This is a genomic window from Streptomyces sp. NBC_01775 (assembly GCF_035917675.1).
Taxonomy (GTDB): domain Bacteria; phylum Actinomycetota; class Actinomycetes; order Streptomycetales; family Streptomycetaceae; genus Streptomyces.
This window is the reverse complement of the sequence record NZ_CP109104.1, coordinates 5,675,976-5,689,931: the sequence shown is the minus strand read 5'-3', so window position 1 is coordinate 5,689,931 and position 13,956 is coordinate 5,675,976. Positions and strand designations below refer to the sequence as shown.

Below are 13,956 nucleotides of genomic sequence, written 5' to 3'. Positions count from 1 at the left end.
AGGTACTCACAGAGCCTCAGACCGGCTTCTCCGGCACCTTGCTGACGCCCCGCCAGCCACGTCTCCGGCGTACGCTTGCGCGAATGAACGCCTCCGACCGCACCCCCGCCGACCTGCTGCGCACCGCGCTGGCCGACGATCCCTCCCGCCCCCTGGTGACCTTCTACGACGACGCCACAGGGGAGCGCGTCGAACTCTCCGTCGCCACCTTCGCCAATTGGGTGGCGAAGACCGCGAACCTCCTCCAGGACGACCTCGGCGCCGAGCCCGGCGACCGGCTCGCGCTGCTGCTGCCCGCGCACTGGCAGACGGCGGTGTGGCTGCTCGCCTGTTCCTCGGCCGGCGTCCTCGTCGACCTGAGCGGGGACGCCGCGGGCACCGACCTCGTGGTGAGCGGGCCCGACACCCTTCAAACGGCGCGGGCGTGCACGGGCGAGCGGGTGGCGCTCGCCCTGCGCCCGCTCGGCGGTCGCTTCCCGCAGCCGCCCGAGGGGTTCGCCGACTACGCCGTCGAGGTGCCGGGGCAGGGCGACCGTTTCACGCCCTACGTGCCCGTCGACCCGGAAGCCCCCGCGCTCGCGCTGCCCGACGGCACCGGGCTGACCGGGGCGCAGGTGGTCGAGCGGGCGCGGGCAGACGCCGGGGAACGCGGGCTGGCCGCCGGATCGCGGCTGCTGTCGGCGCTGCCCTTCGACAGCTGGGAGGGCGTCAGCGCCGGGCTGCTCGCGCCGCTCGCCGCCGGGGGCTCGGTGGTGCTGGCGCCCCGACTGGAGCTGCTGGACGGCGCGTCCCTCGACAAGCGCAAGGAGAGCGAGCGCATCACCCACACCACCGGCTGACGGCGGCCGGGCCGCACGGCGTCCGACGGCGGCCGTGCGTACTACCCGCACTCTTGATCGGCAATGCGTACAACCATGCGGGCGTTTCCTGCGTCTGTCTACGTAACCGGCGCGCCCGCACGTCTGTACGTACGCCCAGTCGCCGCCAAGACGCGAGGGACAACGCAGCCGTGACCGATCCGGGCACCACCGACGAGGACTCAGGCACCACCGGCACCACCCCTGCCTCCCGTCCCCACCGTCGGCGCTGGTTGCGCTGGGCCGCTCTCCTGGCCTCGGTTCTCGTGCTGGCCGCCTCCGGTACCGGCTGGGCCCTCTACAAGAAGCTCGACGGCAACATCCGCACCGACTACGACACGGCCGACGAGCTGGCCCAGCACGAGAAGGAGCGCCCCGCGCAGGTCGAAGCGGCGAGCACCGCGCAGAACATCCTGCTGCTGGGCTCGGACAACCGCGGCGGGGGCAACGGCGCCTACGGCCGGGACGAGGGCAGCGAGCGCTCGGACACGGCCATCCTGCTGCACGTGGCGGCCGACCGGCGCAGCGCGACCGGGGTGTCCATTCCGCGCGACCTGATGGTGGACATCCCGAGTTGCAAGGAGAAGGACGGCTCTTCCAGCGAGCAGCGGTTCGCGCAGTTCAACTGGGCCTTTCAGACCGGCGGCACGGCATGCGCCATCCGGACGGTCGAGAAGATGACGGACATCCGGGTCGACCACCATCTCGTCGTCGACTTCCAGGGGTTCAAGAAGCTGGTGGACGCCGTCGACGGCGTCGATGTCTGTCTGGCCGGCCCGGTGCACGACAGGGAAGCCAAGCTGGATCTCGACGCCGGACGGCAGACCCTGGGCGGGGAGGACGCGCTCGGCTACGTACGCGCCCGGCACGGCCTCGGCAACGGCAGCGATACGGAACGCATCGACCGCCAGCAGCAGTTTCTTGGATCTCTTGTGAAGAAGATGCGCAGCAACGGCGTACTGCTGAATCCGGGGAAGGCCTATCCGGTCCTGGATGCCGCGACGTCGTCGCTGACCGCCGATTCCGGACTCGATTCCCTCACCGAGCTGTACGAACTCGTGCGGAGCGTGCGCGATATCCCGGAAGACGGCGTGCGCTTTCTTACGGTGCCCAGACAGTCGTACGAACTGGACATCAATCGCGATGAACTGGTGCAGCCCGCGGCCCAGCAGCTGTTCGCGACGCTGCGCCACGACCGGACCGTGCGGGTGCGCGACGAACAGGCCGCCACTGACGCGGAGTCCCCGTCAGGTGACGCAGCGCAGAAAGGCGGGAAATCCGGCGGCCACAAGGACGAGGACAAGAACGACAAGGACAAGAACAACGACAAGAACAAGACCGGCGAAGAGACGCCGGACGACGGAGCCGAGAAGGACCCGGCAGGCCAGACATACCGAGGAACGACAGCGGCCCGGGACATCTGTTCCCCGAATGAGGCTGAGAATGAGCCGAATTGACCGTTTCGGGTCGCGTGGAATTTGTCACCGGCGTCGCTAGCCGCCGAACCTGCCGGATAGTGTGAGCGCTCCGGTCAGCCCTGGAGCGGCAACAGCAGCCGGTTATTGGAGGACTTTCGCAATCGTGGACGCGCAAGGCCGTGGGCACGCGGGTGATATCGATCCCGCTGATCAGTGGGTGTTCAACCCGAGCACCGGCAGCTATGAGCTGCGACTGAACCCGGTTGCCGACGACTCCCCGAGTCAGTACGGCAACAGTCGCCCCAACGCCCCGCGCCAGAGACGATCCTCCCGCGCCGACCCTGCGGCCCCCTCCGAACCGGCCTCCTCCGAACCGTCCGCCGACGAGGGCCACGAACCGCGCGGCAGGCGCCACGGCGAGCCCCGGCTGCCCGCACAGCGACGCTCACGTGCCGCCGAGAAGTCCGGGCACGCGGAGGGCAGGGGCGGAGGCCACGGCCGCAGGAAGGCCAAACGCAGGCTCTCGGGCAAGCAGAAGGCGTTGCGCTGGGGCGGCGGCATCGTAGGGCTGGTCGTGATCGCGAGCTGCGTGGGCGGTTACGTCTTCTACCAGCGGCTCAACGGCAACATCAACAAGGTCGACGTCGGCATGAACAACGCCGCCGTCACCGACGGCCCGGTCAACATCCTGGTGATCGGGACCGACGCCCGCTCGGGCAAGGGCAACACGGGCTACGGCGACATGGGCAGCGTCGGGCACGCGGACACGACGTTCCTCTTCCACGTCTCCGAGGACCGCACCAACGCCACCGCGCTGTCCATCCCGCGCGACATGATCACCGACATCCCCAACTGCCCCACCAAGCAGAAGGACGGCTCCAAGAAGAACATCCCCGGCCAGCAGAGCCAGCGGTTCAACACCAGCCTGGGCCAGTCGGGCCGGGACCCGGGCTGCACCTGGCGGACCGTGGAGAAGCTGACCGGCGTGAAGATCAACCACTTCATGATGGCCGACTTCAACGCCGTCAAGGAGCTGTCCAACGCGGTCGGCGGGGTCGAGGTCTGCGCGGCCAAGCCCATCAACGACCCCAAGTCGCATCTGAAGCTGAAGGCCGGCAAACACACCGTCAAGGGCGAACAGGCGCTCGCTTTCGTCCGCACCCGGCACGCCATCGGCTTCGGCAGCGACCTGGACCGCATCAAGCTCCAGCAGCAGTTCCTCAGCTCGATGATCCGCAAGATGAAGTCCGGTGACACGCTCACCAGCCCCTCCAAGCTGCTGGACCTGAGCGACGTGGCGACCAAGGCGCTGACCGTCGACACCGGCATCGGCAGCGTGAAGAAGCTGATGAGCCTGGCGCAGGACTTGAAGCGAGTGAACGTCAAGAACATCACCTTCGCCACCGCGCCCGTCGTCGACAACCCCGACGACCCGGCGACCGTCGTGCTCAACGAGGCGAAGGCCAAGCCGCTCTTCAAGATGGTCAGGGAAGACAAGTCCATGACCAAGGTGAAGAAGAAGAACAAGGGCAAGTCCCCCGCGAAGGCCAAGAAGGCGCCGGTCTCACAGGTGAACGTGGAAGTCTTGAACGGCGGCGGCACCACCGGCGCCGCGAGCGAGACCGTCGACTGGCTCACGAACAAGGGTGCGGGCAAGGCCACGGCCGGGGGCAACGCGCCCCAGCTGAAGGAGACCAAACTGGAGTTCGCGCCCTCGCAGGAAGGCCAGGCGGCGCGGCTCGCGGACATGATGGGCCTGCCCGCCTCGGCGCTCAAGAAGTCCGCGGACGGCGGCTCGGGCAAGAGCATGAAGTTGACGCTCGGCGAGGACTTCTCCGGAGCCGGCGAGCCGATCGAGGCGCCGGACAAGGCACCATCCGGAGTGGAGAAGGTCAACGCGAACGACAAGAACGTGTGCGCCAAGTGACATCGACCCCTCCGGCACGTCCCGCCAGACGGCCGGAGGATGCACAACCTGAGGAACTCGGGGAGGTCCCGTGCGGCACAACGGCACCCGCGGTGGCAGGGGAGCGCGAAGAGGCGCTCCCTCCGCCGCTGAACGGGGATGGGACGAGAGCCTCTACGAGGGCCACCCACCGCGTCAGGGAGATGAGAGCCAGGGCCCGCACGGGCCGGGCGCCGACGCTGTTCGTCGAGCCGTCAGCCAGGACAGTTCCCCGGACGGCGGGGACGAACAGAACGGGAACAAGAACGTGGTGGACGAAAGGGGACGCCGCAGGCGCCCCCGGCGCAAGCGGCGCGTTCTGCGTTGGTTCGTCATCATTCTGGCGCTGCTGATACTGGGAACCGCGGGAGCAGGCTACCTCTACTACCGGCACCTGAACGACAACCTCGGCAAGGACGAGCTGAACCTGGGCGACCAGAAGCTCGACAAGTCGGACCCCAACGCCGCCGGGCAGACCCCGATGAACATCCTCCTGCTGGGCTCCGACTCGCGCGCCTCCAAGGCGAACGTGGAACTCGGCGGCTCCAAGGGGGACCGCGAGCGGCCACCGCTGGCGGACGTCCAGATGCTGCTGCACGTCTCGGCCGACCGCAGCAACATGTCGGTCATCTCCGTTCCGCGTGACACCAAGACGACGATCCCCAAGTGCACCGACCCGGACGACGGGAAGGTGTACCCGAAGACCACCGACCGCATCAACACCAGTCTCCAGCACGGCGGCCCCGGCTGCACCGTGGCGACCTGGGAGGAGATGACGGGCATCCCGGTCGACCATTTCATGATGATCGACTTCGCGGGTGTGGTCTCGATGGCCGACGCCGTCGGCGGCGTACCGGTGTGTGTGAACAGCAACGTGTACGACCCGCGCTCGAAGCTGAAGCTGAAAAAAGGGTCCTCCACCATCCAGGGCAAGCAGGCCCTCAGCTGGCTGCGCACCCGGCACGGCTTCGGCGACGGCACCGACATCGGCCGCGCCAAGGCCCAGCACATGTACATGAACTCGATGGTCCGCCAGCTCAAGGCGGGTACCAAGCTCACCGACCCGGGCAAGATGCGCGGCCTGGCGGAGGCGGCCACCAAGGCGCTGACCGTCGACAACGGCATCGGCACGGTCAAGAAGCTCTACGACCTGGGCAACGACCTCAAGCGCGTGCCGACCAAGCGCATCACCATGACGACGATGCCCTGGGAGTACAGCCAGGGCGGCGCCTACGTCGTGCCCAAGGAAGGCGACTCCGACCAGGTCTTCTCGCTGATGCGCCGGGACGTGGCGCTGGACGGCAAGGACAAGAAGAAGCCCGGGGCCGGCAAGTCGCCCCAGCCGACGGAGCCCTCTCAGCCCAAGGCGCAGATCCCCATCCGCGTGATGAACGGCACCGGCACCTCGCTCCAGCGCCCCGTCACCGGACGCGCGGGCGCCGTCGCCGGGGTGCTCACGCGCAAGGGCTTCAGCCAGGCGGCGACCGACAGCACGCCCAAGTCGCAGGCGGACTCGACGATCACGTACCCGACCGAGCAGCAGCGGGGCGACGCGCTGGCCGTGGCCAAGAGCCTGGGCATCCCCGAACGGCTGGTCAAGCACTCCTCGGGCGTCGATCAGGTCACCCTCGTCGTGGGCACCGACTGGCGCGAGGGCGATGTCTACCCGAAGGGCGACAAGGGCGCCGGCAAGGGCGGGGACCAGGAGAGCGACAAGACTCCGGACAGTGCCGACGCGCTGAACGGGAACGACAAGAAGGCGTGCATGAAGGTCAACCCGAACTCCACCTGGTGACCTGGCGGCAGCCGGTCTGACGGAATCCGCGCATGCGTAAGGGGCGCCCTCCTGAGAGGGCGCCCCTTACGCATGTGCCTTACCGGTGCCCCTTGCCACGGCCTTGGAAGAGGCAGCTGAACCTACTGGGTGGCCGGGGCGGCCCGCACCGGCTCGCGGCGGCTCGCGATGACCTTCCTGGCCAGCTTCTTCGGGCTCGTCAGGAAACCCCAGCCCCACGACATGTGCATGGTCGCCAGCGCCACCGGGATCTGCGCCCGCGCCTTCAGCGGCAGCCCCTTTCCCGCGGGCAGCGAGCCGGCGGTGATGGCCGCCAGATAGGCGCCGGGCACCACGAAGCCCCACGGAGTGACGGCGGCGCCCACCACGAGGCCCGCGGCGATGGCGCACACGGCGACCGGCGGGGCGAGGTAGCGCATGTTGATCGAGCCCGAGTGGTAGCGGGCCACGACATGGCGCCAACGGCCGTAGTTCCGGTACTGCTTGGCCAGCGCCCGGACGCTCGGCCGGGGGCGGTAGGAGACCCGCAGGTCGGGCGAGAACCAGACCAGACCCCCGGCCTCGCGGATGCGGAAGTTCAGCTCCCAGTCCTGGGCGCGGATGAACTCCTCGTTGTAGCCGTCCTGCTGCTCCAGCACCTCGCGGCGGAAGACGCCCAGGTAGACCGTCTCGGCCTCGCTCGCCGCGCCGCCGGTGTGGAAGGCTGCGTTGCCCACGCCGATCTTCGAGGTCATGGCGGCGGCGACGGCGTGCTCCCAGGCGTTCTCCCCCTCGGCGTGCATGACACCGCCGACATTGGCGGCGCCGGTCTCCTCGAGGAGCCGCACGGCGGTGGCGATGTAGTCACCGGAGAGCATGCCGTGGCCGTCGACCCGGACGACGACCGGATGCCGGGAAGCCTTGATCGCGGCGTTGAGCCCGGCCGGGGTGCGCCCCGTGGGGTTCGGCACGGTGCGCACGCGCGGGTCCTCGGCGGTCAGCTCGGCGGCGATCTCGTCCGTGCGGTCCGTGGAGGGACCCAGCGCGATGACGACCTCCAGCTCCCCGTCGTAGCGCTGCTCCAGGATGTGCTCCACGGAGCTGCGCAGGTGCCGTTCCTCGTTGAGGACCGGCATGATCACGGATACGGGGGCCGGGGCGGCGTCGGGGGAGGAGCCCGCAGACGGGCTTTGAGTCACGCGAGTCACGGGCCTCACGTTACCGCGATCGGGGGAACGCTCCGTACGGCCCGACGCCGCGCGAGTACCGACCTGCGGCCGAACGGCGTGTGTGCGCGATCCGGAGATCGTATCGGCTTACCGTTCGGAGACCATACGTAATCGGGACGTCACCGCACGCACAGTCCGGTAGGTCCCCGTCCGGGAAGGTGGACCTCTTTTGCCCGAGCGTGGCCAGTCCCCCGGTCCCCCCGGCCCCGCGGCTGCGGCACCCCGCAGCCGCACCGGCGGCGGGGGTGGTCCGGGCGGCGACCCGGGCGCCGGCCCCGGCGGGCGGGGCCGGGAGAAGGGCCGTCCACGCTGGGGCAGACGGATCACCATCGCGACCTCCCTGCTGCTGCTGACCGCGAGCGGGGTGGGGCACGCCATGGTGAAGGAGCTGAACTCGGACGTCCGCAGGGTCGACCCCTTCCACGGACTCACGGACCGGCCGCGGGACACCGACGGCTCCAACGTCCTCGTCGTCGGCACCGACCGGCGCGACAAGATCTCGACGGAGCAGAAGAAGAAGTACAAACTGGGCGGCGCGGCCTGTGAGTGCACGGACACTCTGATGCTGGTGCACCTGTCCGCCGACCGGAAGCGCGCCAGCGTGGTGAGCCTGCCGCGCGACTCGTACACGGAGCTGCCGGCGCACCAGGACCGCGCCACCGGCAAGGTCCTGCCCGCCCGCCCGGCCAAACTCAACGCCGCCTACACGGCGGGCGGCCCGGCGCTGACCGTACGTACGGTCGAAAAAATGACGAACGTGCACGTCGACCACTACCTGGAGGTCGACTTCACCAGCTTCATGAGCACCGTGGACGTCCTGGGCGGAGTGCCGGTGTGCACGGAGAAACCGCTCAAGGACAGCTACTCCGGACTGAGTCTCCCCAAGGGCACCACGCGCCTCGACGGGGGCCAGGCGCTCCAGTACGTCCGGGCCCGGCACCTGGACGGGGGCTCCGACCTCGGCCGGATGAAGCGCCAGCAGCGCTTCCTCGCCTCGGTGATCTCGCGGGCCACGGACAACGGGGTACTGATGAACCCCGTCCGCTTCAACCAGGTCGCCCGCACCCTGCTGCGGTCCGTGCGCGCGGACCACGGCTTCGGCAGCGGCCAGATGATGGCGCTCGGACAGGCCATGCGCGGCTTTCGCCCGTCCTCCTCCGAGTTCGCCTCGGTGCCGCTGTCCGAGACCGACTTCCGGGCGCCGAAGCTGGGTTCAACGGTGCGGTGGGACCAGAAGAAGGCGGAAGAGCTGTTCACCGCGCTCCGCTCGGACCGCCCGCTGTCGGTCGACAAGCAGCCTGCCAGGCGCAGCGGACCGGCACAGGTGGAGGTCCCGCCGCGCAACATCCGCGTCGAGGTGCGCAACGCCACGGGCAAGACGGGCCTGGGCGCACGCGTCGACCGGGAGCTGCGGGCCAGCGGCTTCGCCACGACCCGGACCCCCGCGAACGCGCCGCGGGCCCAGGACTCGCGGACGACCCTCACCTACGACCCGCGCTGGGACCGCTCGGCGCGCTCGCTGGCGGCGGCGCTGCCCGGCGTCGAGATGGTGGCGGCCAAGGGCCAGGGCCCCCGGATGAAGGTCACGGTGGGCGCCCCGGACCAGCGCGTACGGCGCGTACGCGCCCCCGCGCTGGCCAGCGCTCCGGGGGGCGCCCCGGTGCGGGGGGACAGGGTCGGCTGCGGATGAGGACCGGCCTTGGGGGCGGACCGGGCCGGGCCCGGTCCGGCCGTCAGGAGGCGGCGCGTGCGGCGCGGAGGTCCTTGATGGCGCGGCGGCGGGCGAGCCGGTGGGTGCGTCGGATCTGGGCCTCCTGGAAGCGCCGCTCGTCGCGGTCCGTCTCCGGGATCACCGGCGGCACGGTGCGCGGCTTCCCGTCCTCGTCGACCGCCGCGAACACCAGGTACGCCGACCCGACCTGCTGCGCGGGCGTCGACTCGTTCCAGCGCTCGGCCATGACGCGTACGCCGACCTCCAAGGATGTCCGTCCCGTCCAATTGCACTGTGCGTGCACATGAACGAGATCGCCTACGCGGACCGGGGAGAGGAACGCCATTTCGTCCATGGACGCCGTCACGGCGGGCCCGCCAGAGTGCCGGCTCGCGACCGCTCCGGCCGCGTCGTCGGCCAGCTTCATGATCACGCCCCCGTGCACCGTTCCGTACAGGTTGGTGTCACCCGCCGTCATGATGTGCGACAGCGTGGTGCGTGACGCGGAGGTCGGCTTTCCGGGAAGGTCGTCCCCTGCCGGTATGGGGCCCTGATCAGTCATGACACCACCATAAGCGGACAGCCCCGGCACCGTGCTCCGCCGACGCCGGGGCCGCCCGACAGCGCTCCACCCGGCGTTTCCGCTGGTCAGCGCGTTCCTTCCACAGGAGGAGCAACCGTGCGTCGGGGCGCCCGCCCCGAGGGACCCAAGGGAGATCACCTCGTCTCAGGATGCGGACGCCAAGTGTCCGGAACCTTGCATTCCGCCGTGAGTGCCTGGTGGGTCATGTCCGCCACCATATGACCGCAGATGCCAGGGCTCCGACCTGAGTATTTGCATCAGAACTGCTACAGCATCTCCCCGAAGTGGTACCCGCCCTGTGTTCGCGCCCCCTGGGCCAGGCACACTTCCCTGCATGAATCAGTGGCCCGACGGTTGGACTGACCGCCCCGGGGGCCGGGAGGGTCGTGGCAGCGACGCGCATCCCGACCCCACACGTGTCATGCCCCACACATCGAACCCCAGTGTCCCGCCCCAGTCCCGGGGCCAGTACGACCAAGGACCGGGCTACGACCAGGGCTACAGCGAGGGCCAGGTCTACGGCGGCGGCCGAGGCGGTCGCGGGGACGGCCGGGACGACGACGGCTACGGGTCCTACGACAGCCGCCCGCGGCCCGACTGGCGCAAACGGATCAAGTGGACCGCCATCACGCTGGTCGTGGTGACGCTGGTCTGGTCGGTGGCCACCTACTTCTGGGCCGACTCCAAGCTGCGCCGCGAGGTGGACCTCAGCATCGTCGAGGACCGCCCCGAGGCGGGCGATGGCACCAACTATCTGATCGTCGGCTCGGACAGCCGCGAGGGCATGTCCAAGCAGGAGAAGAACGACCTGCACACCGGAGGCCCCACCGACGAGGGCCGCACCGACTCGATCATGATCTTGCACGTCGGCGACAACGGCAACACGATGATCTCGCTGCCGCGCGACTCCGATGTCGTGGTCCCGTCCTTCACCGGATCCGAGTCGGGCAAGCACTTCCCCGCCCAGGGCAAGCACACCAAGATCAACGCGACCTACGCGACGGACGGCCCCGAACTGCTCGTCCGTACGGTCGAGCACAACACCGGGTTGAAGATCGACCACTACGCGGAGATCGGCTTCGGCGGCTTCGCGAAGATCGTGGACTCGGTCGGCGGCGTGGAGATGGACATCCCGCGCGACATCCACGACAACAAGTCGGGCGCCGACTTCAAGAAGGGCAAGCAGACGCTGGACGGCAAGGACGCGCTGGCGTTCGTGCGTACCCGCTATGCGCTGCCCGGCAGCGACCTGGACCGCACCAAGAACCAGCAGAAGTTCCTCTCGGCGCTCGCGAACCAGACGGCGACCCCCAGCACCGTCCTCAACCCGTTCAAGCTCTACCCGACGATGGGCGCGGGCCTGGACACGCTCAAGGTCGACAAGGACATGAGCCTGTGGAACGTCGCCTCGATGTTCTGGGCGATGAAGGGCGTCTCCGGCGGGGACGGCAAGTCGATGAACATGCCGATCTCGGGCCCGGCGCCCGGGGGCAACCTCGCGTGGGACAAGACGAAGGTCAAGCAGCTCGTCGAACAGCTCAACAACGACGAGAAGGTCACCGTCTCCTCCGACCGCTGACCCCCTCCGCGTCTTTCACCTCTTTCGCGCACCGTGTGGCCGGGCCTCGGGGCCCGGCCACACGTGTGTCTGCCGCGCCGTCCGTGTCCGGAGGCGCCTCAGCGGTCGGTCATGCACAGGCAGAAGGGGTGCCCCACGGGGTCGAGGTAGACGCGGAAGCCGCGCGCGCCGTCGCCGTCGCCCTGCACGAGGCGGGCGCCCAGCGCGAGCACCTCGCGCTCGGCCTCCTCGATCCCGGCCTTGGGGACGTCGAAGTCGAGGTGGAACTGCTGCCCGTGCTCCAGGCTCGGCCACTGCGGCGGGATGTAGCCCGGCGACTCCTGGAAGGCGAGCTGCCTGCCCGAGTCCGGGCTCAGCACCTCCACCCAGTCCTGCTCGTCCTCGGACTCCTCGACCTTCCAGCCCAGCACCGCGGCGTAGAACTCCGCGAGGCTCTTGGGGTCGGGACAGTCCAGGACGACAACACCCATCTTGGCGATGGCCATCGTGCTTTCCTCTCGTCGGTCTCGCGCGTCTGCCTTGTCTCTGCGGCGTGCGTCTCGCGTCGGCGTCTTGCGTCGGGCGTTACCGCAGTACGCCGTTATCCGGTAACGAGCCCGTTACCTCATGATGGCCGGGCGGCGGTAACGTGACAAGGGTGGGAGACAGAGCGACGCCGGATTCCCTCCTCTTGGTGCAGGAGCTGGTGAACACCCTCGACGTCGAGACCGGCGCCGACGGCCTCGCCGACGCCGAGGGGCTCGCCGCGTTCCTCCGCGAGCACCGGCTGCCCGCGTTGGGCCTGCGGGAACGCGACCTTCCGGGGCTGCGTGAACTACGGGAGGCGCTGCGTGCCGCCTGTCTGGCGCACGCGGGTGTCCCGATGCCGCCGGAAGCGGCGCGGACCCTGGAGCTGCGGCTCTCCGCCGCCCCGCTCACCTTGGCCATCGCCGCCGACGGTGAGACGGCGCTACGGCCGGCGCCCGGACCGAGCGGGCTCACGGCGCTGACGGCTCATCTCGCGGCGGGGATCGCCACCGCGGCGGGCGAGGGGAACTGGCAGCGGCTCAAGGCGTGCGAGGCACGGGATTGCGTGTGGGCGTTCTACGACCGCAGCCCCGCGGGGCGGCGGCGGTGGTGCGACATGGCGGTGTGCGGGAGTCGCGCCAAAATGCGCACCTATCGGGCGCGGCGCGCCCGATAGGCACGTACGGGTGCCCCCACAGGTCCTTCTTCGCGGGTGTCCTGTGAGCCCCGCCGGCCGCGGGGAGCCTTGTGTGCCGTCCGGCGCTCCGGCCCCCGGCCCGTTTGGCCTCCGCCGGAGGGGGAGCGCGCGTCGCCCCCTGCGAGCGGGGCCGCTTGTTCCGGCACCGCCGGGCCGCTCGTCGGGAGTGCTCGCCCTCGCGGCGGAAAAAGATGAGGGCGGCACCCCCTGGACGGTTGCCGGCGGCGGGGTGGGAAGGGGGTGGTTTCAGGCTGTCGGGCGGCCCAGGGCGCGGAAGGTCCAGCCGGCCTTGCGCCAGGTGGCGGGGTCCAGGGTGTTGCGGCCGTCGAGGATGTGGGGGGTGGCCACCGCCTCGGCCAGAACCGCCGGGTCCAGCTCCTTGAACTCGTTCCACTCCGTCAGGTGCAGCACCACGTCCGCGCCGCGTACGGCCGCTCCCGCCGTGTCCGCGTAGCCCAGGGTGGGGAAGATGGCGCGCGCGTTGTCCATGCCCTTCGGGTCGTAGACCGTGACCTGCGCGCCCTGGAGATGGAGCTGGCCCGCGACGTTGAGGGCCGGGGAGTCGCGTACGTCGTCCGAGTCGGGCTTGAAGGTGGCGCCCAGGACGGCGATGCGCTTGCCCAGCAGCGCCCCGCCCACCGCCTCGCGGGTCAGCTCGACCATCTGGGCCCTGCGTCGCATGTTGATGGAGTCGACCTCGCGCAGGAAGGACAGCGCCTCGGAGGCGCCCAGCTCGCCCGCGCGGGCCATGAAGGCGCGGATGTCCTTGGGCAGACAGCCCCCGCCGAAGCCGATGCCGGCGCGCAGGAACTTGCGGCCGATCCGGTCGTCGTGCCCGATGGCCTCGGCCAGCTTGACCACGTCGCCGCCCGCGGCCTCGCAGACCTCGGCCATGGCGTTGATGAAGGAGATCTTCGTGGCCAGGAAGGAGTTGGCGGAGGTCTTGACCAGTTCGGAGGTCGGGTAGTCGGCCACCAGGAAGGGCGAGCCCTCGGCGATGGGGGTTGCGTAGACCTGGCGCAGCAGTTCTTCCGCGCGCGGGCCGCGGACGCCGACCACGATGCGGTCGGGGTGGAGGGTGTCCTTCACCGCGAAGCCCTCGCGCAGGAACTCGGGGTTCCAGGCCAGCTCCGCGTCCTCGCCCGCCGGGGCCGCCGCCGCGATCCGGGCTGCGAGCCGCTCGGCGCTGCCGACCGGGACGGTGGACTTGCCGACGACGAGGGCGGGGTGCGTCAGATGCGGGGCGAGGGAGTCCATCGCGCTGTCGACGTAGGACATGTCGCAGGCGTACTCGCCGTGCTTCTGCGGGGTGTTGACGCAGACGAAGTGGACATCGCCGAACTCGCCGATCTCCTGCCAGGAGTCGGTGAAGCGCAGCCTGCCGCTGGAGCCCTCGACCCCGACGACGTGCTTGCGCAGCAGTTCTTCGAGGCCGGGCTCGAACATCGGTGCGGTGCCCTGTTCCAGCTTGCGGATCTTCTCCGGCACCACATCGAGGCCCAGCACCTCGAAGCCCAGCTCGGCCATGGCGGCGGCATGGGTGGCGCCGAGGTAGCCGAGGCCAATCACGGTGATCTTGGGCGAGGCCATACGGGTGCTCCTTGGGACGGCAGAACGCTGCCCGCGAGCATAACGGGGCCTCTCCTGTCGCGAACC

The 13,956-nt window shown here is 69.9% G+C and carries 11 protein-coding genes; 7 read left to right on the top strand and 4 right to left on the bottom strand.

Annotated elements, in window-relative coordinates; all coding sequences use genetic code 11:
* Positions 1–83 precede the first annotated feature (83 nt).
* From OHB04_RS25440 to OHB04_RS25425, 4 genes are all read left to right on the top strand, one after another.
* Positions 84–839 carry a TIGR03089 family protein gene (locus tag OHB04_RS25440; RefSeq protein ID WP_326689968.1) on the top strand — a complete coding sequence of 252 codons (756 nt, stop codon included), beginning with the start codon at positions 84–86 and terminating at the stop codon, positions 837–839.
* 170 nt (positions 840–1,009) lie between these two features.
* Positions 1,010–2,314, top strand: coding sequence for an LCP family protein (locus tag OHB04_RS25435; RefSeq protein WP_326689967.1), 1,305 nt, complete (start codon positions 1,010–1,012; stop codon positions 2,312–2,314).
* 124 nt (positions 2,315–2,438) lie between these two features.
* On the top strand, positions 2,439–4,202 hold the full coding sequence (locus tag OHB04_RS25430) for an LCP family protein (RefSeq protein WP_326689966.1): 1,764 nt from the start codon (positions 2,439–2,441) through the stop codon (positions 4,200–4,202).
* A gap of 70 nt (positions 4,203–4,272) precedes the next feature.
* Positions 4,273–6,015 (top strand): LCP family protein, encoded by a 1,743-nt coding sequence (locus tag OHB04_RS25425; protein ID WP_326689965.1) that lies wholly within the window; start codon positions 4,273–4,275, stop codon positions 6,013–6,015.
* 122 nt (positions 6,016–6,137) lie between these two features.
* Here the strand turns inward: OHB04_RS25425 and OHB04_RS25420 are convergent, their stop codons facing one another.
* On the bottom strand, positions 6,138–7,193 hold the full coding sequence (locus OHB04_RS25420) for a glycosyltransferase family 2 protein (RefSeq protein ID WP_405807378.1): 1,056 nt from the start codon (positions 7,191–7,193) through the stop codon (positions 6,138–6,140).
* A gap of 199 nt (positions 7,194–7,392) precedes the next feature.
* Between OHB04_RS25420 and OHB04_RS25415 the strand changes: the two genes are divergently transcribed.
* Entirely contained in the window at positions 7,393–8,913 is a 1,521-nt protein-coding gene (locus OHB04_RS25415) for an LCP family protein (protein ID WP_326808391.1), read from the top strand.
* Between the two features lie 43 nt (positions 8,914–8,956).
* Here the strand turns inward: OHB04_RS25415 and OHB04_RS25410 are convergent, their stop codons facing one another.
* The gene (locus tag OHB04_RS25410) at positions 8,957–9,496 is read right to left on the bottom strand and encodes an acyl-CoA thioesterase (protein WP_326689962.1); all 540 of its coding nucleotides are present in this window, start codon (positions 9,494–9,496) and stop codon (positions 8,957–8,959) included.
* Positions 9,497–9,851: 355 nt separating this feature from the next.
* Here OHB04_RS25410 and OHB04_RS25405 point away from each other — a divergent pair, with 355 nt between their 5' ends.
* The gene (locus OHB04_RS25405) at positions 9,852–11,096 is read left to right on the top strand and encodes an LCP family protein (RefSeq protein WP_326689961.1); all 1,245 of its coding nucleotides are present in this window, start codon (positions 9,852–9,854) and stop codon (positions 11,094–11,096) included.
* 98 nt (positions 11,097–11,194) lie between these two features.
* On the opposite strand, the gene OHB04_RS25400 is transcribed toward OHB04_RS25405, so the two are convergent.
* On the bottom strand, positions 11,195–11,581 hold the full coding sequence (locus tag OHB04_RS25400) for a VOC family protein (RefSeq protein ID WP_326689960.1): 387 nt from the start codon (positions 11,579–11,581) through the stop codon (positions 11,195–11,197).
* Between the two features lie 152 nt (positions 11,582–11,733).
* On the opposite strand from OHB04_RS25400, the gene OHB04_RS25395 reads away from it, so the two are divergent.
* Positions 11,734–12,279 (top strand): CGNR zinc finger domain-containing protein, encoded by a 546-nt coding sequence (locus OHB04_RS25395; RefSeq protein ID WP_326689959.1) that lies wholly within the window; start codon positions 11,734–11,736, stop codon positions 12,277–12,279.
* 267 nt (positions 12,280–12,546) lie between these two features.
* Here the strand turns inward: OHB04_RS25395 and OHB04_RS25390 are convergent, their stop codons facing one another.
* Positions 12,547–13,890 (bottom strand): UDP-glucose dehydrogenase family protein, encoded by a 1,344-nt coding sequence (locus OHB04_RS25390; protein WP_326808390.1) that lies wholly within the window; start codon positions 13,888–13,890, stop codon positions 12,547–12,549.
* Between the last annotated feature and the right edge of the window lie 66 nt (positions 13,891–13,956).

Bases quoted from the DNA above. Each gene is read 5' to 3' on its own strand.
- OHB04_RS25440 (WP_326689968.1), top strand. From the start codon at position 84: ATGAACGCCTCCGACCGCACCCCCGCCGACCTGCTGCGCACCGCGCTG.
- OHB04_RS25410 (WP_326689962.1), bottom strand. From the start codon at position 9,496: ATGACTGATCAGGGCCCCATACCGGCAGGGGACGACCTTCCCGGAAAG.
- OHB04_RS25405 (WP_326689961.1), top strand. From the start codon at position 9,852: ATGAATCAGTGGCCCGACGGTTGGACTGACCGCCCCGGGGGCCGGGAG.
- OHB04_RS25400 (WP_326689960.1), bottom strand. From the start codon at position 11,581: ATGGCCATCGCCAAGATGGGTGTTGTCGTCCTGGACTGTCCCGACCCC.
- OHB04_RS25390 (WP_326808390.1), bottom strand. From the start codon at position 13,890: ATGGCCTCGCCCAAGATCACCGTGATTGGCCTCGGCTACCTCGGCGCC.